The sequence below is a fragment of the Paracoccus aerius genome, assembly GCF_014656455.1.
GTDB lineage: Bacteria > Pseudomonadota > Alphaproteobacteria > Rhodobacterales > Rhodobacteraceae > Paracoccus > Paracoccus aerius.
Genome location: NZ_BNCL01000001.1, coordinates 46,360 through 69,429, shown reverse-complemented (window position 1 = coordinate 69,429; position 23,070 = coordinate 46,360). Strand labels below are relative to the sequence as shown.

The window sequence follows — 23,070 nt, the reverse complement described above, 5'->3', positions numbered from 1 at the left end:
CCGCGCCGGATAGAACCGCGCGAAATTGCGAGGGAGCCTTTCGATGACCAAGACCCGCACCGAAACCGACAGCTTCGGCCCGCTGGAGGTTGACGCCAGCAAATACTGGGGCGCGCAGACGCAGCGTTCGATCCAGAACTTTCCCATCGGCTGGGAACGCCAACCGGTCGCGATCATCCGCGCCCTTGGCGCCATCAAGCTGGCGGCGGCGCGCGTGAACCAGGCCAATGGCGATCTGGACCCGGCCATCGGCAAGGCGATGGAACAGGCCGCGACCGAGGTTTTCGAAGGCAAGTTCGACGACAACTTCCCGCTGGTCGTCTGGCAGACGGGGTCCGGCACCCAGTCCAACATGAACGCGAACGAAGTCATCTCGAACCGCGCCATCGAGATCCTGGGCGGCGAACTGGGCTCGAAGAAGCCGGTCCATCCGAACGACCATGTCAACATGGGCCAGTCGTCGAACGACACCTTCCCGACCGCGATGCATGTCGCCATCGGCATGGTGGCCCGCGACACGCTGATCCCCGGCCTGGAAAAGCTGCACAAGGCGCTGCTGGCCAAGTCCGAGGAATTCAAGGACATCATCAAGATCGGCCGGACCCACACGCAGGACGCCACCCCCCTGACCCTGGGCCAGGAGTTCGGCGGCTATGCCCATCAGGTCCAGAAGGGCATCGAGCGGGTCAAGCTGGCGCTGACCGACATCTACGAACTGGCACAGGGCGGCACGGCGGTTGGCACCGGGCTGAACACCAAGAAGGGCTGGGACACGGCCATCGCGGCCGAGATCGCCAAGATCACCGACCTGCCCTTCGTGACCGCGCCCAACAAGTTCGAGGCCCTTGCCGCGCATGACGCGATGGTCTTTTTCTCGGGCGCGCTGAAGACGGTTGCTGCGTCCCTGTTCAAGATCGCCAACGACATGCGCCTGCTGGGATCGGGGCCTCGTTCCGGCCTGGGCGAACTGATCCTGCCCGAGAACGAGCCGGGTTCGTCCATCATGCCGGGCAAGGTCAACCCGACGCAGGCCGAGGCACTGACCATGGTATGCGCGCATGTCATGGGCAACGACGCGGCCATCGGTTTCGCCGGGTCGCAAGGGCATTTCGAGTTGAACGTCTATAATCCGATGATGTCCTATAACGTCATCCAGTCGATGCAGCTTCTGGGCGACGCGGCCGGATCCTTCACCGACAACATGGTTGTAGGCACCCAGGCCAACGTCGCGCGGATCGAGAAGCTGATGAAGGAATCGCTGATGCTGGTGACGGCGCTTGCGCCGACCATCGGCTATGACAACGCCACCAAGGTCGCCAAGACCGCGCACAAGAACGGCACTACCCTGCGCGAGGAAGCGATCGCCCTGGGCTTCGTGGATGGCGAGACTTTCGACCGCGTCGTCCGCCCCGAGGACATGATCAGCCCCAAGGGCTGATCGGACTTGACCTGACCGGGCCGGGGCGCGTTATCCTGACGCGGCCCGGCTTTTTCATTGGACCAATGACCAAGATCATCAACCTGCGCCAGGCCCGCAAGCAGCGCGCCCGCGACGACAAGCGCGCGTCAGGCGACGCGAACGCCGCCAGGTTCGGCGAGGCGAAGCCCCTGCGCGATGCCCGCCAGGCCGAGGCTGATCGCGCAAACCGCATCCATGACGCGCACCGGCTGGACGATCCGCAAGGCGATGATTGACCTGCCGCCGATGACGCCCCCGGCCAAGCGGTCGGTGACCATCGACGGGCACCGCACCTCGGTCTCGCTGGAGGACGCGTTCTGGCGCGGCATCGGGGATGCCGCCCGTGCGCGCGGGATGACCCGGGCGGAACTGATCGGCCGGATCGACCATGCCCGTCCGCCCGAAGTGGGGCTTGCCACCGCCCTGCGCCTGTTCGTGATCGCGGAGTTGCAGCGTTAGCGGGGGGCTGTCTGCCCCCGCTCGGGCCTGCCGGCCCCTTCCTCACTGAAAAAGGTCCACTGGACCTTTTTCCGGGCGTTCGGAAGCCCGAGGATATTTAGCCCAAGAAGGATCAGGCGCGCAGGGTACCGCCGGTCGCCTTCTGGACCTTGTCGATGATCTTCTGGCTGACGGCCTCGATCTCGGCATCCGTCAGGGTCTTGTCGCGCGGTTGCAGGCGGGCCGTGATCGCGATGGACTTCCGGCCGCCTTCAAGGCCCGTGAACTGGTCGAAGACGGTGACGCTGTCGATCAGCGCCTTGTCCGCGCCGGCGGCGGCGTTGACCAGGGTCAGCGCCTCGACCTGCGGATCGACCACGAAGGCGAAGTCGCGTTCGACCGCCTGCAGTTCGGAAACCGCAAGCGCGGGGCGGGTCGCGGTTTTCGCCTTGGGGAACGGGACATTGGCAATGCGGACGGTAAAGGCCACGGCAGCGCCCTTGATGTCGAAGGCGCGCAGGATGCGGGGATGGATTTCCCCGAAGGTCGCCAGCACGTTCGGGCCAAGGGCGATGTTGCCCGCGCGGCCCGGATGCCACCAGGCGTCCAGCTTTCGGTTGACCTGCACCTTGGCGGGCGCGCCGATGGCGGCCAGCACGGCCTCGGCATCCGCCTTGGCATCGTAAAGGTCCACCTTGCGGCGGCTGCCAAAGGGGTCGCGCGGCGCTGTGTTGCCGATCATCAGCCCGGACAGTTGTGTCGCCTGTTCACCCGGCTCGCCGCCCGGGAAGACCGGGCCCAGTTCAAACAGCGCCAGGTCGGCAAATCCGCGCGACTGGTTGCGCGCCGCGGCGGCCAGAAGGCCGGGCAGCAAGTCGGGGCGCAGATGGGTCATTTCGCTGCTGATGGGGTTTTCGACACGAACGGCATCCTGGCCGCCGCCGAACAACGCGGCCGCCGCGCTGTCAATGAAGCTGTAGGTCACGCATTCGTTGTAACCAAGCGCCGCAGTCTGCCGCCGTGCCGTCTTTTCGCGCACCTGGAGTGGCGTCAGCACCGGCTTCGGCACGCCGGGCTTCGGACGCGGCAGGGGCTGGCCCTGCAGCTTGGTCAGGCTGGCGATGCGGGCGATTTCCTCGACAAGATCGGCCTCGCCCAGCACGTCGGGGCGCCACGACGGGACATGGGCCATGTCGCCCTCCATCCGGAAGCCAAGCGCGGTCAGGGTGGCGCGCTGTTCATCCGCCGGGATGTCCAGGCCGACCAGGCTGGCGGTGCGGGCGGTGTCCAGGCGATAGGCGCGGGCGGTATCGGGAACGGCACCGGCCTCGACCACCTCGGACGGCTCTCCTCCGCACAGATCCAGGATCATCCGGGTCGCAAGTTCCAGCCCCTGGCGGGTGAAGGCCGGGTCCACGCCGCGTTCGAAGCGATAGCGGGCGTCGCTATTGATCTTCAGCGTGCGGCCGGTGGCCGCGATGGCGATGGGATCCCAATAGGCGCTTTCCAGGAAGACGTCGGAAGTGTCTTCGTCGCAGCCGGAATGTTCGCCCCCCATGATGCCCGCGATGCTTTCGGGGCCATTCGCGTCGGCGATCACCATGGCCCCTTCGGGCAGGGCATAGGTCTTGCCGTCAAGGGCCAGGATCTCCTCGCCCGCCTTGGCGGGACGAACCGAAAGATCGCCAGAAATTTTTGCGATGTCAAAGACATGCAACGGCCTGTTCAGGTCATAGGTGAACAGGTTGGTGATATCGACCAGGGTGTTGATCGGGCGCAGTCCGATCGCGCGCAGGCGCTGTTGCAGCCATTCGGGCGCGGGGCCGTTCCTGACGCCCCGGATCACCCGGCCTGCGAAATAAGGCGCCTTGTCGGCAATGGCCGGGTCAATGGTCACGCCGACAGGACTGGGGAAGCGCCCCGGAACCACGGTATCGGCCACGGGCTTCAGCACGCCCAGGCCACGCGCGGCCAGATCGCGGGCGATGCCATGAACGCCAAGCGCGTCGGGGCGGTTGGGGGTGATCTTGATGTGGATCATCGGATCGACCTTGTCCGGCGCGTTCTGCGCCAGCCAGTCCACGAACCGCTGCCCCACCTCGCCCGAGGGCAGTTCGATGATGCCGTTGTGTTCGTCCGAAAGTTCCAGCTCGCGCTCGGACGCCATCATGCCGTGGCTCTCGACGCCGCGGATCTTGCCTACCCCCAGCGTCACGTCGATGCCAGGAACATAGTCGCCGGGCTTGGCCAGCACCACAGTGATCCCTTCGCGTGCGTTCGGGGCGCCGCAGACGATCTGTTTCTCGCCCTCGTCCGTCAGCACGCGGCAGACGCGCAGCCGGTCGGCATCGGGATGCTGTTCCGCCTGCAGGATACGGGCCAGGGTGAAGCTGCGCAGCTTGGCCGCGGGATCGCGCACCTCCTCGACCTCGAGTCCCAGGTCGGTCAGCGCCTCGGCGATCTGATCCAGGGTCGCGTTCGTATCGAGATGCTCTTTGAGCCAGGAGAGGGTGAACTTCATGATCTCGCTTTCCGGTTTCGCCAGCACGGACGTTTGCCTGCGTTGAACCCATCCCGGGCCGGATGGTCAAGCGGCAAGCCGTTCCTGGGCAGCAAGGAAAACCGAAAATATCCCGCAGCCGATTGTCCAGGCCCGCCGCAAGTGCCAGAACTTGCGCGGATCCGGCGCATTCGCCGCAGAAGGAGTGGATCATGCCCCATCGCCACCGCCCCGCGCGGGCCAGCCTGACCATCACCGCCGCCTTGGCTCTGGCCCTGCCGGCGATGGCCCAGGACAAGGCGCCGTCATCGGCGCAGGACAACAGCCGGATGTGCGGCGGAACGGTTGAATGGCTTGGCGGAGAGGCCGGGGCAGAGATTTCGGCGGGTTCGGTTCCCTTGTCGGCGCAAGCGCAGGTCACTGGACCCGCGCGGTCGCTGTTCGCATTCCGCGTCGCCGCCGACAGCCAGGCCATCCGGGCCGAGGCACGGGCGGACGAAGGCGATCCGGCCATCGCGCTGCTGACCGAGGAAGGCGACGTGATCGCCGAGAACGACGACACGCCGACCTCGCTCAATTCCTCGGTTGAGACGAACGTGGGTCCGGGCACCTATTGCCTTGCCCTGTCGTCGGTCGGAGAAGGGGCGATGGCCGCTACCGTCCAGGTCTCTCGTCCCGACCAGCCTGCCCTGCTGGCAGCCGAGGGCGAGGGCAGCTCAGGGATCGAGGCGATCACCCCGTGCATGCCGGACACCCCGGCTGCTGCCCTTGCAGAAGGTTCGCTAGACGACCGGTTGGAACAAGGTCCGGTAAACGCCCGGCAGGACGCGACGCAGACGGGATATGTCCGCTTTTCCCTGACTCAGCCGACGTCGCTGACCCTGCGCGCGACCAGCCCTTCGCTGGACCCGGCGATACGGCTTTTCGATGCCCAGGGCGGGCTCTTGGCGGAAAATGACGATGCGGACGGGCTGAACGCCCGGCTCGACTTCGCCACGGCGCTTGCGCCCGGGGACTATTGCATCGGAGTCGGGGCGCTTGCACCGCAGCCGGGCGAACTGACCATTTCGGCCGAAAGACTGGATCCGCAGACCTTCCTGCGCAACGCCTATCGGAAGGGAGAGTTGAACCCACCGTCCGACGGCAGCTATCCGGTCCAGGATCTGGACCTGGCGACGCAGAAGCAGACGGTTGTCCTGCATGACGGCGCCGCGCAATGGGTGGGCTTTGACCTTGACCAGCCGACCGTGGTCATCATCAGCGCCTATGGCGGGCTGGTGGGCGCCGATCCGAAGCTGGTGCTGTTTGCCCCGAACGGAGCCCTTGCGGGCGAGAATGACGACAGCGATGGCGGAACAGATGCTCGCCTAGGTCCGATCCTGCTGCAGCCGGGCCGCCACCAGTTGGGCGTGATCGACGTGAACCGGAACGACGGCAGCACCGGCCCGATCCGTCCCATCGGCCTGATCTTCGAGCGCTTCCTGCGGGCCGAGTGAAAACGTCAGATCCTTGCACCGCGTCCAGGCCTTCCTATCTATCATCCGAACGGGCGGCCCCGCCGCCCCCCAGATGGAGAGGCCAGTGTCCGACAACGTCCAGCAACAGCTGCTGATCGAGCAACGCGTTGCAAATGAATCGAAATCCCAGTTGGTCGCCTATCTGCTGGCGATCCTGTTGTGGGGCTTCGGCGTGCATCGCATGTATCTGGGACGCTGGGCCAGCGGCATCATCATGCTGCTGATGTGGACCTTGGGGTGGCTGACCGCGCCGATCCTGATCGGCTGGGTTCCCATCGCCCTGGTTTGTGCCTGGGCCTTCATCGACCTGTTCCTGATCCCCGGCATGATCCGCAACGACCAGGCGGTCATCCGGCAGAGGCTGATGGCCGGCCGCTGGTAAACTGGCTGCACGACAACCAAAAAAGGGCTGCGCAGGCGATCCTGCGCAGCCCTTTCAATGTCGGAAGGACAAAAAACTATTTCGGGGCGATCATCATGACCATCTGCCGGCCTTCCAGCTTGGGCATCGATTCGACCTTGCCGGCCTCGCCCACGTCGTCGCGGACGCGGTTCAGCAGTTCCAGCCCCAGATCCTGGTGCGCCATCTCGCGGCCGCGGAAGCGCAGGGTGACCTTGACCTTGTCCCCCTCGCCCAGGAACTTCATGACCGAGCGCATCTTCACATCATAGTCATGGGTATCGGTTCCCGGACGGAACTTGATCTCCTTGATCTCGATGATCTTCTGCTTCTTGCGCGCCTCGGCCTCGCGCTTTTGCTGTTCGTACTTGAACTTGCCCAGGTCCATGACCTTGCAGACAGGCGGGACGGCGTTGGGCGAGATTTCGACCAGATCAAGCCCGGCTTCCTGCGCCATCTGCAACCCGACCGAGGGCGGGACCACGCCCACATTCTCTCCGTCGGCGCCGATCAGGCGGATTTCGGATACGCGGATGCGTTCGTTGACGCGGGGGCCGGTATCACGGGTGGGCGGTGCGTTATGCGGTCGGCGGGCTATGGCTGTGCTCCTTTGATAGCCAAATCGGAATAGACGGAAAATAAGCGTGAAGGCCGGGGAATTCAACCGGATTTGATATCCGCAACCGCCTTGTTCCGGCAATCCGTCCGCCCGATCCTGCGCCCATGCCTTTTCCGCGCCCGGCCCCTGTGCCATAGCTTTGCGGAAACATCTTCAAGGAAAGTCGTCATGCGCGTTGTTCTGGCCCTGGTTGTCGTCCTTGCCCTCGGCCTTGGGGGGTGGTGGGTCTGGCATGACGGCCAGGCCGCGCAGGACAGCCTGCCCCCGGCGCCCTCCGCCGAACTTGCCCCGGACGAAGCCCCTGCCCCGCAAGAACAACCCTCGCCCGCGCCGGCCGCCACCGAGCCTGCCGAGGATGCGGGTGCCGCGACCCAGGCCACGGAAGCCGCCGCCGACGCGGCAGCGGATGCGGCGGCCATTGCAGCCGACGTCGCCGCCGAAGCCGTCGAGGCGTCCGAGCAGACGGACCTTGCCCCCGTCAGCGATGCCGCGGCCGAGGCCGAGGCTGCCGCCGAGGCCGCGCTTGACGCCGCCGACCGCGCAGCGGATGCCGCGGCCCTTGCCACCAGCGGCGCCACCGCCCCCGTGGCGGAAGCCGCCGCCAATGCCGCAGAAGCCGCAAACGAGGCTGCCGCCGCCACCGACCAGGCCGCATCCGCCGCCGTCGCCGCGACCCGCATCCAGACGCTGCTGACGCCCGAGGGCTTCGACGCGGCCGAAGTGAACCGGATCATCGACGGCGCGGCCATTGGTGATACGCAAAAGGCCACCCTCAAGCGCCTTGTCGAGACGGCAGGGACGAATCCCGACCTGCTGCGCCAGGCCCTTGACCAGGTGAAGGCCGTGATGCCTTGACCTCGCATCCGTCGCTGACCGACTTCCTGGCATCCCGCCCAGCAGTGCTGGCCCGCGGGCCGCTGGCGATCATCCTGGTGGAAGACGACGCGGCGGTCCTTGAGACCCTGCGCCATCACCTGGACATCGGTTTCAGGCACATCCTAGCCCTGTCGCCCGACCCGATCCCCGTTGCGCCCGAGGACGCGCCGCGCGTCACGAACCTGCACTGGCAGACGCGCGACCCGCTGGCCCATCAGGGCGCCGTGAACGCGGTCATGACGGCGGTGCCTGCCGGGACCTGGCTCTATTACTGCTACAACGCCGAATTCCTGTTCTTCCCCTTTTCGGAAACCCGCAGCGTCGGAGAGCTTCTGGCCTTCCACGCCGAGGAACGGCGCGAGGCGATGCTGACCTATGTCATCGATCTCTATTCGCCGGATCTGACGCGGGATCCGAATGCCGTTAGCCTTTCCGACGCGATGTTCGACCGGGCCGGGTATTACGCCCTTGGCAGGCGCGGCACGGACGGCCAGCCGCTGGAGCGCCAGCTTGATTTCCACGGAGGCCTTCGCTGGCGGTTCGAGGAACATGTCGCCCCTGCCCGCCGCCGCATCGACCGGATCGGCCTGTTCCGCACCGCCCCCGGCCTTCGCCTGGAACCGGACCACCAGTTGAACGTGCCGGAATACAACACCTATGCCTGCCCGTGGCACCACAACCTGACCGCCACGATCACCTCGTTCCGGGCGGCGAAGGCCTTGGCCACCAATCCCGGTTCCCGGGAAGCAATCGGCAGCTTCCGGTGGAGGAACTCGGAGCCCTTCCAGTGGCGCGCGCAGCAACTGATGGACCTGGGATTGATGGAGCCGGGGCAGTGGTTCTAGCCAGAGGCGTCGTGGCCGACCTAGCCCCTGCCAACTAACCCGCGGGCGGCAGCACGCCCTCGCTGAAATTTGCAGTTTTTCAATTTTCTGCCGCCTCATCGCGCCCCGTTTGCAAATTTTCTCGTTTCTGCTTCCCCGGCTGGCAGCGCGTGGCTAGGCTGCGGTAAATGATCGGGGAAGGCTGCGATGAAGGACATTCTTCAGGAACTGGAAGACCGCCGGACGCAGGCTCGGCTAGGTGGTGGTCAGCGCCGGATCGATGCGCAACACGCGCGGGGCAAGCTGACGGCTCGCGAACGGATCGAGCTGCTGCTGGACGAGGGCAGCTTCGAGGAATTCGACATGTTCGTCACCCACCGCTCGACCGATTTCGGGATCGAGGCGGACCGCCCCTATGGCGACGGCGTCGTGACCGGCTGGGGCACGATCAACGGCCGCATGGTCTATGTCTTTTCGCAGGACTTCACCGTCTTTGGCGGATCGCTGTCGGAGACCCATGCCCAGAAGATCTGCAAGATCATGGACATGGCGATGCAGAACGGCGCCCCGGTGATCGGGCTGAACGATTCGGGCGGCGCGCGGATCCAGGAAGGCGTGGCCAGCCTTGCGGGCTATGCAGACGTGTTCCAGCGCAACATCATGGCGTCCGGCGTGGTGCCCCAGATCAGCGTCATCATGGGCCCCTGCGCGGGCGGCGCGGTCTATTCGCCCGCGATGACCGACTTCATCTTCATGGTGAAGGACACGTCCTACATGTTCGTGACCGGCCCTGATGTGGTCAAGACGGTGACAAACGAGGTGGTGACGGCCGAGCAGCTTGGCGGCGCATCCACCCACACGAAGAAATCCTCGGTCGCGGATGGCGCATTCGAGGACGACGTCGAGGCGCTGTCGGAGATCCGCCGCCTGTTCGACTTCCTGCCGCTGAACAACCGCGACAAGGCGCCGGTGCGCCCCTTCTTCGACGATCCCGCCCGGATCGAGGAAAGCCTGGACACGCTGATCCCCGACAACCCGAACCAGCCCTATGACATGAAGGAGCTGATCGTGAAGGTCGCGGACGAAGGCGACTTCTACGAGATCCAGAAGGACTTCGCGGGCAACATCATCACCGGCTTCATCCGCATCGAGGGCCGCACGGCTGGCGTGGTCGCCAACCAGCCGATGGTGCTGGCAGGGTGCCTCGACATCGACAGTTCCCGCAAGGCCGCGCGCTTCGTCCGCTTCTGCGACGCCTTCGAGATCCCGATCCTGACCTTCGTGGACGTGCCTGGCTTCCTGCCAGGCACGGGACAGGAATATGGCGGCGTCATCAAGCACGGGGCAAAGCTGCTGTTCGCCTATGGCGAGGCGACGGTGCCGAAGGTCACGGTCATCACCCGCAAGGCCTATGGCGGGGCTTATGACGTGATGGCGTCGAAACACCTTCGCGGCGATTTTAACTATGCCTGGCCCACGGCGGAAATCGCGGTGATGGGCGCCAAGGGCGCGGTCGAGATCCTGTATCGCAGCGAACTGGGCGATGCCGACAAGATCGCGGCCCGCACCAAGGATTACGAGGACCGCTTCGCCAATCCCTTCGTCGCGGCGCAGAAGGGCTTCATCGACGAGGTGATCCAGCCCCATTCGACCCGCAAGCGCGTTGCCCGGGCCTTTGCCAGCCTGCGCGGCAAGCAGCTGTCGAACCCCTGGAAGAAGCACGACAACATTCCCTTGTAAGGCGCGGGATTTCCATGCTGTTGCACAAACGCGTGAATGATGCAGGCCAGCCACAGGGCGCGGGACATTTGCCCCGCCCGGCGCGGCCCGCCTGTCTGCGCGGCGATGGCGCGGCTATCATGCCCGCCGGGGCGGTGCAGCAAGACATCCCCCTGAACCCGAGCAGACGGGCGCAGCCGCGCCCGCGTTACAGGAGCGTGACTACATGTCGAAGAAAATCATCCTCAGCCTCGTGCTGGTCTCGGCCTTCGCTGCGTGCCAGCGTCAGGCAGCCGAACCCGAAGTCTTTGTGCCCGCCCCGAACCCGGTCACGACCGAGCCGGTCTACCAGGGCAAATACGGCGCCAACTAAGCCGAACCGACTGACTTTGCGTGGGCGGTTCGGCTGCCCGCGCCTTCCCGGCCAGGTCCAGCCACGCCCCCGTCAACCTGACGCATCACGGGGCATATCATGCTGAAGCACCGAGGCTTTCCGGGTCGCCTTCCGGGCACCGACTTCCAGTTCGTCATCCGGCGCGAGAATCGCAAGAAGGGCGCGACGCCCATCACGCGGCGCGAACGCTTCCGCGACCGCAAGCCAGCCGACCGCCGCGCCGACGCGGGCTTCCTGGCCGCGCTGATCCAGCATTTCGGGGACGAGCCCTTTGTCCGCGGCAACCTGGACGCAGGCCGACTGGGCTGGCTGATCGGGCGCGAGGTCAAGCCCGTCGGCGCCTTCAATCCCGCCGATTACGAACAGTTGCTGCAGGTCGACATGGCCGCGGCAGAAGCCTCGTTCCCCGAGCTTTTCGCCACCGACAGCCCGCCCGATTTCGGCTGGGACGACGACGGCTGGGATGAGGGCGAGGACGAGGACGAGGCGGACCGCTGAAGATGCGCAATTTGCTGCCTAGGGCCTTGAAGTCACACCCATGTCAGTTTGACCTGGCCCTTGGCTATGCGATAGTCCGTCACCATCCATCACCGGCCGTTCACGCGGCCCACTATACAGGCAATCCCTTATGCAGACTTCGCTGTTCACCCGCGTCGCAGCCGGCGCTTTCGTTCTTCTCGGCCTGGCCGCCTGTGACCAGGGCTATGGTGCCGGCGGCATTTCGCCTGACGCGCAGCGTGCAGCGGGCGGCGCCGTCGCGGGTGCCGTCATCGCCAAGGCCCTGGACGAGGATCTGGCCACTGGCGCGGCCATCGGTGCCGTCGGCGGCGCGCTGTGCGACGACGCCGGCGTCTGCCAGCGTCGCTACTGATCGTTTCGGTTTATCCGAACCTGACCGGCTGGATCGGCGTTCCGGTCCAGCCTTTCACTTCATAGGAAGACAAGAATGTCCAAATTCATTGCCATTGCCGCGCTTGTCGGCACCACGGCCATCGCGGGCTGCACCCAGGGCATCAACCCGACCGACACCGACCGCGCGCTTATCGGCGCGGGCGTCGGCGCGACCGTTGCCAGCGTCAGCGGCGAAAACGTCCTCAAGGGTGCGGCCATCGGCGGCGCTGCCGGCGCGCTGTGCAACGACGTGCGTCTCTGCCAGTAACGACCTGATTTCGGCGCGCCCGTCGCGCCGCGTCACCTTTATCGCCGCCCGGGGCCTGCGCCCCTGGGCGGTTTTTTCATGACCGGCCGGGGGGGCCCATGTTCAAGAAGATCCTGATCGCAAACCGGGGCGAGATCGCCTGCCGCGTCATCAAGACCGCCCGCAAGATGGGGATCGCGACCGTCGCCGTCTATTCCGACGCCGACCGCAACGCGCTGCATGTGAAGATGGCCGAAGAGGCCGTCCATATTGGCCCGCCCCCCGCGAACCAGTCCTATATCGTGATCGACAAGATCATGGACGCGATCCGCCAGACCGGCGCCGAGGCCGTCCATCCCGGCTATGGCTTCCTTTCCGAGAACATGAAGTTCGCCGAGGCCTTGGAGCGTGAGGGCGTCATCTTCGTGGGGCCCCCATCCCCCGCGATCGAGGCGATGGGCGACAAGATCACCTCGAAGAAGATCGCGCAGGAGGCGGGCGTCAGCACCGTTCCGGGCTACATGGGCCTGATCGCGGATGCCGAGGAAGCCGCGCGCATCAGCGACCAGATCGGCTATCCCGTGATGATCAAGGCCTCCGCAGGCGGCGGCGGCAAGGGGATGCGCATCGCCTGGAACGCCGTGGAGGCGCGCGAAGGCTTCCAGTCATCGAAGAACGAGGCCGCCAGCAGCTTCGGCGACGACCGCATCTTCATCGAGAAATTTGTGACCCAGCCCCGCCACATCGAGATCCAGGTGCTGGCGGACAAGCATGGCAATGCTGTCTATCTGCACGAACGCGAATGCTCGATCCAACGGCGCAACCAGAAGGTCATCGAGGAAGCCCCTTCGCCCTTCCTTGACCCGGAAACCCGGCGTGCCATGGGGGAACAGGCGGTCGCGCTTGCCAAGGCCGTGGGCTATACCAGTGCGGGCACGGTCGAATTCATCGTGGACGGGCAGAAGAACTTCTACTTCCTGGAGATGAACACTCGGCTGCAGGTGGAACATCCGGTGACGGAACTAATCACCGGCATCGACCTGGTGGAACAGATGATCCGCGTGGCGGCCGGCGAACCCCTGCCCTTTGCCCAGGACGATCTGAAGATCAACGGCTGGGCCATGGAAAGCCGCCTTTATGCCGAGGATCCCTATCGTAACTTCCTGCCCTCGATCGGGCGGCTGACCCGCTATCGCCCCCCGGCCGAAGTGGCCACGGCCGACCATGTGGTCCGCAACGACACCGGCGTCTTCGAGGGGGGCGAGATCAGCATGTTCTATGACCCGATGATCGCCAAGCTGTGCACCTGGGCGCCCACGCGCCAGGGGGCGATCGAGGGGATGCGCGTGGCCCTTGACGAATTCGAGGTCGAAGGGATCGGCCACAACCTGCCCTTCCTGTCGGCGGTCATGGATCATCCGAAATTCGTGTCGGGCGACATCACCACGGCCTTCATCGCCGAGGAATATCCCGAGGGCTTCGGCGGCGCGACCTTGCCGGACGACGAACTGGCCCGCGTGGCCGCCGCGGCATCCGCCATGCACCGCGTCGCGGAAATCCGCCGCACCCGGATCAGCGGTCGGTTGGACAATCACGAACGGCGCGTGGGCGAGAACTGGGTGGTGTTCATCGGCAGCAGCGAAATCCCGGTCCGGATCCGGGCCGATCGCGACGGGGCCACGGTGACCGTGAACGGCCGCGACCTGCGCGTCGAAAGCGGCTGGAAGCCCGGCCAGTCGCTGGCGCATCTGATGGTCGACGGCCGCCCGCTGGTGCTGAAGGTCGACAAGATCCCCGCGGGCTTCCGCCTGCGCAGCCGGGGCGCCGACCTCAAGGTCCATGTCCGCCGCCCCCGCACCGCCGAACTGGCGCGCCTGATGCCGGAAAAGCTGCCGCCCGACACCTCCAGGTTCCTGCTGTGCCCGATGCCCGGGCTTGTTGTGAAGATCGCCGTGGCCCCCGGCGACGAGGTTCAGGAAGGCCAGGCCCTTGCCACCGTCGAGGCCATGAAGATGGAAAACATCCTGCGCGCCGAACGCAAGGCCGTGGTCAAGTCGGTCAATGCCGAGGCCGGACAAAGCCTTAAGGTCGATGACGTGATCCTGGAGTTCGAATGACCTTCGCCACCGCCCTGACCGACCCGCGCGTCGTGGCCGCCATGATCGGGGGCGCGGTGGTGGCGGGTGGCTGGGTGGTGACGCATCTTCTCAGCGCGCGGCGCGACCGGGCGGCGCGGGCCGAACGGGTCCGCGACGTGCAGGGCGCGCTTTATGCCGAAATCCGGGTCCATGTCGCGACGCTGAAGGGCCAGAACCTGCCCCGCTATGGCGCCGAGGTCGAGGCCCTGATCCTCAAGGACGACGGCTTCTTCCCGGTCATCCCGACCGAACACAACGATCGCCTGTTCAGCGCGATTGTCGAGGATATTCATGTCCTGCCCTTTCGCGTGGTCGATCCGGTGGTGCAATACTACAACCAGTTGTCCACGATCGGCGCGATGATCGCGGACCTGCGGGCGCTGAGGCTGGACAGCATGGGCGCGGTCCGCGCCGCGCGCATGTATCGCCATTACATCGAGATGAAGATCGAGGCGATCGCCCTGGGCGAGGAAGCGATGGCCTTTCTGGTGGCCCATCTGACCGGGGGGCGCGCGGCTGTCACGGCTTTGAGCGATTCGCTGCAAAAAGCCCGCCTTGCGGAAACCAAAGCGGGCGTCACATCATGGATCGAGGCTGAAAAAACGCGGCCTAGCGCAGGGAATAGCCCGGCATCGGGCCGGTTCGGCCAGTGATCGGGCGGGGGTTGTAGGATGTCGTGCTCATGTCGAACCTCCTTTTCCTTCGTCTTGAATATAGTCGGGTGCGCGGCCGTTTTCAATGCTCATGGCAAAAGCCCCGCCCGGCCGATCTCCTGGCGCCGCAGGGGCAGCCTGTCGATGGCGCGGCTGATCTCGCGCACGTCCCAGGGCAGCGGGCGGCGTTGCTTGACCTGTCCGTCCTTGTCGATGATGACCAGCGAAAAGCCGCGCGGATGCAACTGCTGCCGCCAGGAACTGGCCGACTGGGGATCGCTGTCGGTGATGACCACCACGTCCCGTTCCGCCAAGGCTTCGTTCCGCGCCGAAAGCACCTGCATCTGTTCGCGAAAGGCCGGATCGTCGGGCGTGTCGGCAAAGACGACAACCGGGCGGGCGTTCCACAGGAAATCGGCCGGGTCGGTTTCTGCCGCAGGCAGGATGCGCAACTCCGGGCGCGCGGGCTGGGGCCCAGGCTGGGGGTCTGCTACCTCTTCGGGGCTGGCGGGCTGCGGTTCGACCGCCGGGGGCGTCTCGTCCACAACGGGGGGCGGCGCCTCGCGCGCGGGGCCCATGGCGGCGACCAGCATCGCAACTATCAGCAATTTCAACTTCATCGGCACCCCTTCCTGCCTTGAATATAGGGCAGCCCGCGCCGTGCGAAAGGATGGATCATGACCAAACCCACACTGGACGACTGGCAGAAGCTGGCGGCAAAGGAACTGAAGGGTGCCGATCCTGACAGCCTGACCTGGAACACGCTGGAAGGCATCCCGGTCAAGCCGCTTTATACCGAGGCCGACCTGGAGGGCCTGGACCACCTGGGCAGCCTGCCCGGCATCGCGCCCTTTACCCGTGGCCCGCGCGCCACGATGTATGCGGGGCGCCCCTGGACCATCCGCCAATATGCGGGCTTTTCCACCGCCGAGGAGTCGAATGCCTTCTATCGCAAGGCGCTTGCCGCCGGGCAGCAGGGCGTGTCCGTCGCCTTCGACCTGGCGACGCACCGGGGCTATGACAGCGACCATCCGCGCGTGGTGGGCGATGTGGGCAAGGCAGGCGTCGCCATCGATTCGGTCGAGGACATGAAGATCCTGTTCGACGGCATCCCGCTGGACAAGGTGTCCGTATCCATGACCATGAACGGCGCGGTGATCCCGATCCTGGCGAACTTCATCGTGACCGGAGAGGAACAGGGCCATTCGCGCGCAGTCCTGTCGGGCACGATCCAGAACGACATCCTCAAGGAGTTCATGGTCCGCAACACCTATATCTATCCGCCCGAGCCTTCGATGCGGATCATCGCGGACATCATCGAATACACTTCGAACGAGATGCCCAAGTTCAACTCGATCTCGATTTCCGGCTATCACATGCAGGAAGCGGGCGCGAACCTGGTGCAGGAGCTGGCCTATACCCTGGCAGACGGGCGCGAATACGTCCGCGCGGCGCTGTCTGCGGGCATGGATGTGGACCAGTTCGCGGGGCGGCTGTCATTCTTCTTCGCCATCGGCATGAACTTCTTCATGGAGATCGCCAAGCTGCGCGCCGCGCGGCTGCTGTGGCACCGGATCATGTCGGAGTTCAACCCGAAGAAGGCGTCGTCGCTGATGTTGCGCACGCATTGCCAGACCTCGGGCGTCAGCTTGCAGGAACAGGATCCCTACAACAACGTGGTTCGCACGGCCTACGAGGCAATGTCGGCGGCGCTTGGCGGCACGCAGTCGCTGCACACCAACGCCCTGGACGAGGCCATCGCCCTGCCGACCGAGTTTTCGGCGCGCATCGCCCGGAACACCCAGCTGATCCTGCAGGAGGAAACCGGCATCACCCATGTCGTCGATCCCTTGGCCGGGTCGTATTACATCGAGAGCCTGACCGCCGAGCTGGCCGAGAAGGCGTGGGCCTTGATCGAGGAGGTCGAGGCAATGGGCGGCATGACCAAGGCTGTCGCCTCGGGGATGCCCAAGCTGCGGATCGAGGAAACCGCCGCCCGCAGGCAGGCCCAGATCGACCGGGGCGAGGAGGTGATCGTCGGCGTCAACAAGTACCGCAAGGACAAGGAAGACCCGATCGACATTCTGGACATCGACAACATGAAGGTGCGCGACGCCCAGATCGCGCGGCTGGAGCGTATCCGCGCCACCCGTGACCAGGCGGCCTGCGACGCGGCGCTGCTGGAACTGGGGCGGCGCACGGTCGAGGGCGGCAACCTGCTGGAAGCCGCGATTGAATGCGCCCGTGCCCGCGCCAGCGTCGGAGAGATCAGCCTGGCGATGGAAGGCACGTTCGGGCGCCACAGGGCAGAGGTGAGGACATTGGCCGGAGTCTACGGGGCCGCCTACGAGGGCGACGAAGGATTTGCCGCGATCCAGCGCGACATCGAGGATTTCGCGACCGAGGAAGGCCGCCGTCCCCGGATGCTGGTCGTCAAGATGGGCCAGGACGGCCACGACCGCGGCGCCAAGGTCATTGCCACGGCCTTTGCCGATATCGGCTTCGACGTGGATGTCGGTCCGCTGTTCCAGACGCCCGAGGAGGCGGCCCAGGACGCGGTGGACAACGATGTCCACGTCGTCGGCATCAGTTCCCAGGCAGCAGGCCACAAGACGCTTGCCCCAAAGCTGATCGAGGCACTGAAGGCCCAGGGGGCCGGGGATATCCTGGTGATCTGCGGCGGCGTCATTCCGCAGCAGGATTACGATTACCTGAAGAACGCCGGCGTGAAGGCGATCTTTGGGCCGGGCACCAACATCCCCTCGGCCGCAGCCGACATCCTGCGGCTGATCCGGGAAAACCGCGCGGCCTGAACCTTGCGTCCCGCGGCCACAGGGGGGCGTCCGCCCCCCAGCCTGCCGCATGACGACAGGCATTCGCCGCTGACAAAGGTCCACCGGCCCTTTTTCCGGGTGCGCCTCGCCCCCAAGGATATTTGAGCCAAGGCGAATGACATTGCCTTGGCTTTTCCGCTGTGAAACGGTGCGCCAAGCAAAGGGGAAGGCTGATGGACGCGCCGGACATCAAGCAGATCATCTGCATCAAGTGGGGCACGAAGTTCGGGCCGGAATATGTCAACCGCCTGCACGGCATGATCGCGCGCAACATCACGCCCCCTTTCCGGCTGTTCTGCTTCACCGACGACGGCAGCGGCCTGCATCCGGATGTCGCTGTCCGTCCGCTGCCAGAGTTCACTTATCAGGCGCCTGTCAGGACCAAGGGCAAATGGCCCAAGTCGCGGCTGTGGGGGGATCTTGGCGACGTGACGGGGGTGGTGCTGTTTCTCGATCTGGACGTGATCGTGACCGGCAACCTGGATCCCTTCTTCACCTTCGGCGATCCAGACGACACGATCCTGGGCCGCAACCCGAACACCCCTTTCGAAAAGCTGGGCCAGACCTCCGTCTATCGGATGCGCGTGGGCAAGCTGAAGCCGCTGCAGGACATCTTTCGTGCCGATCCCCAGGCCGTGGCGGACCGGTACAAATACGAACAGCGTTTCGTCACCCGCAACGCGCCCGGCGGCGTCAGGTTCTGGCCGCGCGGCTGGCTTGCGCATTTCCGGATGCACTCGGTCCCGCCCTTCCCGCTGAACTACATCCGCGAACCGAAGGTGCCGAAGAACAGCCGCATCGTGATCTTCGCGGGCAACCTCAACCCGCCGGACGCAATCGCCGGACGCTGGACCGAGGACGAGCAACACCGCCCGCCGCTGGATCACCTGCGGGCGACATTTGGCGGGCGGCGCGAAAGCCTGTCCAAGCATCTCCGCCACTACCTGCTGCCTGCCTCATGGGTCAGGGATCTGTGGCGGGAATAGCATGGCTGGGCCCGACGACCCGGAACGCCTGCCGGATGACATGGCGGCAGCCATCGGCCATGCCGTTTCCGCCTTCGGCTTTCTGGAAGAAGCCCTGAAGCGGGCGATCTTCTCGCTGACCCGCAAGCAGCTGGGCGAGGACGCGAACGAGCGGGATCTGCAGGCCTGGCTGCGCCGGATCGAGGACATTGCCGACGACACGCTGGGAACGCTGATCGACAGCTTCGCCGCCGCCATGCGCCAGGAACGGACCCCGGGACGCGATGCGCTTGCAGCCGATCTGCGCGCCATACGGCTGATGCGGAATCTTCTGTGCCATGCCTCGTGGCGGCCAGGCAGCCAGCCCGGCTTCTGGCACCCGACCTTCATCAATACCCGGGGCGAACGATACCCGGATGACATGAACCCTGCCGCCGTTCAGGCCGTCCATGCCGACACGATGCGGGCAGCGCGCCAGGTCCTGTCGATCATGCGCGGCACTGGCATCGACGGCGAATGGATCGGCCGGGACGGATGATGCCGCCGGCACAGGGCACGTCCGGCGGGTGGCCCGCCCGATGCGGGGGATCGATGCGTCGTCCATGCCGCGGCCTTTGCCGCACGGGCTTTTCGCGCGTTGCATGACGGCGCGGCCCGCGCTAACAGCAGGCGACCTTAGGACAAGAGGATTTCATGTCGTCCCTCCTTCGCCCCGATCCCCTGAGACTTGGCATCGCCGGGCTTGGCACCGTCGGGATCGGTGTCGTCAAGATCGTCCAGAAGCACGCCGACCTTCTGTCGCGCCGCACGGGCCGCCCCGTGGCCATCACCGCCATCTGCGCCCGCGACCGCATGAAGAACCGCGACGCCGACCTGTCGGCCTATCGTTGGGAAGACGATGCGATGGCGGTGGCCACCGCCAGGGACGTGGACGTGTTTGTGGAACTGGTGGGCGGCGACAGCGGCATCGCCAAGGACAGCATCGAGGCGGCGTTGCGGTCGGGCAAGGATGTCGTGACCGCCAACAAGGCGCTGCTGGCCGTCCACGGCCAGGCGCTTGCCGAACTGGCCGAAGGACTGGGCCGCACCCTGCGCTTCGAGGCGGCGGTGGCGGGCGGCATCCCCGTCATCAAGGCGATGACGGAATCGCTGGCCGGCAACGAGATCCGCCGGGTCATGGGCGTGATGAACGGCACCTGCAACTATATCCTGACGCGCATGGAAAGCGCGGGCCTGCCCTATGAGGCCGTGTTCGAGGAAGCCCGGCAACTGGGTTACCTCGAGGCCGATCCGACGCTGGACGTGGGCGGCATCGACGCGGGCCACAAGCTGTCGATCCTGTCCTCGATCGCCTTTGGCACTCAGGTGAACTTCAACGCGGTCGAGATCGAGGGGATCGAGCGCGTCAGCATCGACGACATCCGCCGCGCCGCCGACATGGGCTACAAGATCAAGCTGCTGGGCGTGGCGCAGAGGACCCCGCGCGGCCTGGAACAGCGCATGTCGCCCTGCCTGGTGCCCGCCGACAGCCCGCTGGGCCAACTGGTGGGCGGCACGAACATGGTGGTGGTCGAAGGCGACAGCGTGGGCCAGATCGTGCTGCGCGGCGCAGGTGCGGGCGAGGGTCCGACCGCAAGCGCCGTCCTGTCCGACATCGTCGAGGTTGCCCGCGGCGTCCGCCTGCCGGTCTTCGGCCAGCCCGCGACATCCTTGAAGGCTGCCCAGCCTGCCCGGACGGCCGTTCCCGCGGCCTATTACCTGCGCCTGGAATTGCAGGACAAACCTGGTGCGCTTGCCAAGGTGGCGACGGTGCTGGGCGATGCGGGGATTTCCATCGACCGGATGCGCCAATACGGCCAGCACAGCCCCGAAAGCGTCCCGGTCCTGGTCGTGACCCACAAGACCACGCCCGAAGCCATCGATTTCGCCATCGAGGCCCTGCCCCGCACCGGCGTCCTGGCGGGCGATCCGGTGGAACTGCGGATCGAGGAGGTTTGACGAGGTTAGTTAAGGACGTCTGAGAATATTCAGCTGAACAGAGACATACCAATCCGCAAGCTTGGCCTGGTCGGGAAAAGCCAGAATATCGCGGCTGATTGCCGCTGCCTTTCTGGCGGCCTTCAGTTGCGGCAGACGCCACCGCCGCGTCAGGCTGTCTTTCAGAAGTTCGGCTATCCTTCTGCGGGCCATCAACAATGCCAAACGACGACGGTCTCGATCAAGATCAGGGCTGTGCTTGCGCAACAGAAAGGCAGCATTGCAGATCGCCAGCACCAGTTCCTGTTCGCGCCGGATCCTGCTGGCTGCAACCTCATGGTGATAAATGCGCGCCGAGGGCACAGCGCAGATCACGCCGATGCGGCTAAGGCGATAGGACAGGTCGAAATCCTCGCCAGGGCAATAGCTGCGGAAGGCGGGCTCGAACATTTCTCGCATCAGCGCGCTGCGACGAACGGTCATGCGGCCGGCGCCAATGTGTATCGTGGGCACGATTTCCGGCTTGAACGAGGTTGCCCATTCCGGGATCGGCGAACCGAAGGGCCCGGCATAGGGAATGAAAGTCACCGCCCGCCCCATCAGGAACAGTTCCCGCCACAGGAAGCGACCCAGGCGCGACTCCTTGATCCTTTCAGCACGTGAAGACAGATCCGCAACCGGCTTAGTGGTGATGCCGCCGATCTCGAGGGGCGATGGGCCGCTGCCGGCTGAGATGGCGACGATTTCCTGATCCGCATCGGCTTCGTACACCTGCAATATGGTTTCCATGCAGTCGTTGTGCATCAAGCTGTCGTCGTCGATGAACGTGCAGATGTCCGCGCTGCATTCCGCAATCGCACTGTTGCGCTGAACGGCCGAGGATCGTTCCGTCGCGGGGCGATAGATCAGCGGCACCGTCCCGGCAACGATCCGCGCGATCCGGTCGCGATGCGATTGCCAATCGTCGCTGGCATCCACGATCACGATCTCGGCCGGAAGGCGCGTCTGGGCCAGCGCGCAGATCACGCACAGTTCCAGCATGTCGATACGGTTGAGCGTGGCGATGCACAATGCCCAAGTCAAACGGGCGCTGGCGGCAGCAGGAGACAAAGAGGATTCAATCCCGGACAACATAAAAACCCCGCACTATTCACAGGTGAAGCCGATCCACCCGAAAAAGGTGCAACTCGGCAGCAAATGTGTAGGGTTTTCCACTAGATCGGCGGAGAGAAAAGCTGTCTTTAAGTTTGGTTAATGCTACCGACATCCAGCCAGGCGGCTGCCGCCGCCCGGGATCAGAGGGCTGGATCAGCCCCCCGCGATGATCCGCACATAGTTTCGCGTTTCGCGGTAAGGCGGGATGCCCTTGTATTTCTGCACGGCACCGGGCCCGGCATTATAGGCGGCAAGGGCAAGGCGCCAGTTGCCGAACTGGTTGTACATCATCCGCAGATAGCGCGCGCCGCCATGCAGGTTCTGCACCGGGTCATGCGGGTTCACCCCCAGCTTGGCGGCGGTTCCCGGCATCAACTGTGCCAGGCCCGTGGCGCCCTTGTGAGACCTGGCGCGGGGGTTCCAGCCCGATTCCTGCTGAACCAGGCGCAGGAACAGATCCTCGGGGATGCCATAGCGGCGGGCGGCCTCTCGCGCGTGGGGGATGAAGTCGCTGCGCTTGCCGCGATAGGCGGGGATGTTGGCGGAAAGCTGGATATCGACCGAATTGTCGCCGCCGCTGCGGGCATTTGGCCGCAGGCGTGCCGATTGCTGATACTGGCCGGCCAGGCGCGAATCCATCAGCCGGGTCTGGCGGGCGAACTGCTCGGCCCGCGATTTGGACGAACTGCCCGACAGGCGAAGCCCTTCGGCCGCGGCAGGCAATGCAAGGCCTGCGATCACCATCGCGCACAGACCCGCCTTGATGGTAGGGATGATCTTCATTTTCCCTGTCCCTCGTTGTTGTGGGTTTTGACGGGACTATACAGAAAAGCCTGTCCGTCGCCAGTCTCGCTTTTCGGGCAGGTCGCACGTGGCGGCAAAGCGCCCACCGGCGGCGCAGATTCCCTTTTGCATCGCCGGGGACCCTGCTAGACCATTGGTCAAAGACACATTTGCAGGAAAACGTCATGGCAGGCAGCGTCAACAAGGTCATCCTGATCGGCAATCTGGGCCGCGACCCCGAAATCCGCACCTTCCAGAACGGCGGCAAGGTCGCCAACCTGCGGATCGCAACCTCGGAACAGTGGAAGGACCGCAACACGGGCGAGCGCAAGGAACGGACCGAATGGCACAGCGTCGCCATCATGTCCGAGGGCCTGGTCAACGTGGTCGAGCGGTTCCTGAAGAAGGGCAGCAAGGTCTATGTCGAAGGCCAGCTGGAAACCCGCAAATGGCAGGACCAGTCCGGCCAGGAACGCTACACGACCGAAGTCGTGCTGCGCGGCTTCAACGGCACGCTGCAGATGCTGGACGGCCGCGAAGGCGGCGCGGGTGGTGGCGGCCGCGACAGCGGCGGCGGCTATGACGATTACGAACGGGGCGGTTCGTCCTCGGGCGGCGGCAGCCAGGGCGGCGGCAGCCGCAGCGACTACGACGACGAAATCCCGTTCTGATCAGTCGTGG

General features: G+C 65.3%; 24 protein-coding genes. 19 read left to right on the top strand and 5 right to left on the bottom strand.

Annotation, left to right across the window (positions count from 1 at the left end; genetic code table 11):
- The first annotated feature begins 43 nt into the window (after nt 1-43).
- The 3 genes from fumC (at nt 44) to IE224_RS00345 (ending at nt 1,918) form a co-directional block, all read left to right on the top strand.
- Nucleotides 44-1,438: a class II fumarate hydratase gene (gene fumC / locus IE224_RS00355; RefSeq protein WP_191307113.1), complete on the top strand. Its 1,395-nt coding sequence runs from the start codon at nt 44-46 to the stop codon at nt 1,436-1,438.
- Between the two features lie 65 nt (nt 1,439-1,503).
- Nucleotides 1,504-1,695 (top strand): DUF4169 family protein, encoded by a 192-nt coding sequence (locus tag IE224_RS00350; protein ID WP_167621864.1) that lies wholly within the window; start codon nt 1,504-1,506, stop codon nt 1,693-1,695.
- The gene (locus IE224_RS00345; RefSeq protein ID WP_229849180.1) at nt 1,655-1,918 is read left to right on the top strand and encodes a ribbon-helix-helix domain-containing protein; all 264 of its coding nucleotides are present in this window, start codon (nt 1,655-1,657) and stop codon (nt 1,916-1,918) included. The genes IE224_RS00350 and IE224_RS00345 overlap by 41 nt, the downstream gene beginning before the upstream one ends.
- 112 nt (nt 1,919-2,030) lie before the next feature.
- Here the strand turns inward: IE224_RS00345 and pheT are convergent, their stop codons facing one another.
- The gene (gene pheT, locus IE224_RS00340) at nt 2,031-4,418 is read right to left on the bottom strand and encodes a phenylalanine--tRNA ligase subunit beta (protein WP_191307111.1); all 2,388 of its coding nucleotides are present in this window, start codon (nt 4,416-4,418) and stop codon (nt 2,031-2,033) included.
- 191 nt (nt 4,419-4,609) lie between these two features.
- Between pheT and IE224_RS00335 the strand changes: the two genes are divergently transcribed.
- The gene (locus IE224_RS00335; RefSeq protein ID WP_191307109.1) at nt 4,610-5,893 is read left to right on the top strand and encodes a PPC domain-containing protein; all 1,284 of its coding nucleotides are present in this window, start codon (nt 4,610-4,612) and stop codon (nt 5,891-5,893) included.
- An 85-nt stretch (nt 5,894-5,978) separates the two neighbouring features.
- On the top strand, nt 5,979-6,296 hold the full coding sequence (locus IE224_RS00330) for a TM2 domain-containing protein (RefSeq protein WP_229849179.1): 318 nt from the start codon (nt 5,979-5,981) through the stop codon (nt 6,294-6,296).
- Nucleotides 6,297-6,372: 76 nt separating this feature from the next.
- Here IE224_RS00330 and infC read toward each other — a convergent pair whose 3' ends face one another.
- The gene (infC, locus tag IE224_RS00325; RefSeq protein WP_210254097.1) at nt 6,373-6,912 is read right to left on the bottom strand and encodes a translation initiation factor IF-3; all 540 of its coding nucleotides are present in this window, start codon (nt 6,910-6,912) and stop codon (nt 6,373-6,375) included.
- Nucleotides 6,913-7,101: 189 nt separating this feature from the next.
- Here infC and IE224_RS00320 point away from each other — a divergent pair, with 189 nt between their 5' ends.
- From IE224_RS00320 to IE224_RS00280, 9 genes are all read left to right on the top strand, one after another.
- Nucleotides 7,102-7,788: a hypothetical protein gene (locus tag IE224_RS00320; RefSeq protein ID WP_191307108.1), complete on the top strand. Its 687-nt coding sequence runs from the start codon at nt 7,102-7,104 to the stop codon at nt 7,786-7,788.
- On the top strand, nt 7,785-8,654 hold the full coding sequence (locus tag IE224_RS00315) for a glycosyltransferase family 2 protein (protein ID WP_191307106.1): 870 nt from the start codon (nt 7,785-7,787) through the stop codon (nt 8,652-8,654). The genes IE224_RS00320 and IE224_RS00315 overlap by 4 nt, the downstream gene beginning before the upstream one ends.
- A gap of 186 nt (nt 8,655-8,840) precedes the next feature.
- Nucleotides 8,841-10,373: an acyl-CoA carboxylase subunit beta gene (locus IE224_RS00310; RefSeq protein ID WP_191307104.1), complete on the top strand. Its 1,533-nt coding sequence runs from the start codon at nt 8,841-8,843 to the stop codon at nt 10,371-10,373.
- 205 nt (nt 10,374-10,578) lie between these two features.
- A complete protein-coding gene (locus IE224_RS00305) occupies nt 10,579-10,725 on the top strand; it encodes a hypothetical protein (RefSeq protein ID WP_167621858.1) in 147 nt (48 codons plus the stop codon).
- Nucleotides 10,726-10,824: 99 nt separating this feature from the next.
- Nucleotides 10,825-11,244, top strand: a complete 420-nt coding sequence (locus IE224_RS00300) for a hypothetical protein (protein ID WP_191307102.1) — start codon at nt 10,825-10,827, stop codon at nt 11,242-11,244.
- Between the two features lie 130 nt (nt 11,245-11,374).
- Complete coding sequence (locus IE224_RS00295) at nt 11,375-11,617, top strand: hypothetical protein (RefSeq protein WP_167621856.1); 243 nt, start codon at nt 11,375-11,377, stop codon at nt 11,615-11,617.
- A gap of 75 nt (nt 11,618-11,692) precedes the next feature.
- Nucleotides 11,693-11,905: a YMGG-like glycine zipper-containing protein gene (locus IE224_RS00290; RefSeq protein WP_191307101.1), complete on the top strand. Its 213-nt coding sequence runs from the start codon at nt 11,693-11,695 to the stop codon at nt 11,903-11,905.
- Between the two features lie 98 nt (nt 11,906-12,003).
- Complete coding sequence (locus tag IE224_RS00285; RefSeq protein WP_191307099.1) at nt 12,004-14,001, top strand: acetyl-CoA carboxylase biotin carboxylase subunit; 1,998 nt, start codon at nt 12,004-12,006, stop codon at nt 13,999-14,001.
- Nucleotides 13,998-14,675 carry a hypothetical protein gene (locus tag IE224_RS00280; RefSeq protein WP_191307097.1) on the top strand — a complete coding sequence of 226 codons (678 nt, stop codon included), beginning with the start codon at nt 13,998-14,000 and terminating at the stop codon, nt 14,673-14,675. The genes IE224_RS00285 and IE224_RS00280 overlap by 4 nt, the downstream gene beginning before the upstream one ends.
- An 89-nt stretch (nt 14,676-14,764) precedes the next feature.
- On the opposite strand, the gene IE224_RS00275 is transcribed toward IE224_RS00280, so the two are convergent.
- On the bottom strand, nt 14,765-15,295 hold the full coding sequence (locus IE224_RS00275; protein WP_167621852.1) for a DUF4174 domain-containing protein: 531 nt from the start codon (nt 15,293-15,295) through the stop codon (nt 14,765-14,767).
- Nucleotides 15,296-15,352: 57 nt separating this feature from the next.
- Between IE224_RS00275 and scpA the strand changes: the two genes are divergently transcribed.
- The 4 genes from scpA to IE224_RS00255 all read left to right on the top strand — a co-directional run bounded on the left by scpA (nt 15,353) and on the right by IE224_RS00255 (nt 20,472).
- The gene (gene scpA / locus IE224_RS00270) at nt 15,353-17,488 is read left to right on the top strand and encodes a methylmalonyl-CoA mutase (RefSeq protein WP_167621851.1); all 2,136 of its coding nucleotides are present in this window, start codon (nt 15,353-15,355) and stop codon (nt 17,486-17,488) included.
- Nucleotides 17,489-17,682: 194 nt separating this feature from the next.
- On the top strand, nt 17,683-18,495 hold the full coding sequence (locus IE224_RS00265) for a glycosyl transferase (RefSeq protein WP_191307095.1): 813 nt from the start codon (nt 17,683-17,685) through the stop codon (nt 18,493-18,495).
- Between the two features lies 1 nt (nt 18,496).
- Nucleotides 18,497-19,012: a hypothetical protein gene (locus IE224_RS00260; protein WP_191307094.1), complete on the top strand. Its 516-nt coding sequence runs from the start codon at nt 18,497-18,499 to the stop codon at nt 19,010-19,012.
- Between the two features lie 155 nt (nt 19,013-19,167).
- Nucleotides 19,168-20,472: a homoserine dehydrogenase gene (locus IE224_RS00255; RefSeq protein WP_191307092.1), complete on the top strand. Its 1,305-nt coding sequence runs from the start codon at nt 19,168-19,170 to the stop codon at nt 20,470-20,472.
- 9 nt (nt 20,473-20,481) lie between these two features.
- On the opposite strand, the gene IE224_RS00250 is transcribed toward IE224_RS00255, so the two are convergent.
- Both IE224_RS00250 and IE224_RS00245 read right to left on the bottom strand, forming a co-directional pair.
- The gene (locus tag IE224_RS00250; protein ID WP_191307090.1) at nt 20,482-21,585 is read right to left on the bottom strand and encodes a glycosyltransferase family 2 protein; all 1,104 of its coding nucleotides are present in this window, start codon (nt 21,583-21,585) and stop codon (nt 20,482-20,484) included.
- Between the two features lie 174 nt (nt 21,586-21,759).
- A complete protein-coding gene (locus tag IE224_RS00245; RefSeq protein ID WP_167621847.1) occupies nt 21,760-22,389 on the bottom strand; it encodes a lytic transglycosylase domain-containing protein in 630 nt (209 codons plus the stop codon).
- 185 nt (nt 22,390-22,574) lie between these two features.
- Here IE224_RS00245 and ssb point away from each other — a divergent pair, with 185 nt between their 5' ends.
- Nucleotides 22,575-23,060: a single-stranded DNA-binding protein gene (ssb, locus tag IE224_RS00240; protein WP_191307088.1), complete on the top strand. Its 486-nt coding sequence runs from the start codon at nt 22,575-22,577 to the stop codon at nt 23,058-23,060.
- Nucleotides 23,061-23,070 lie beyond the last annotated feature (10 nt).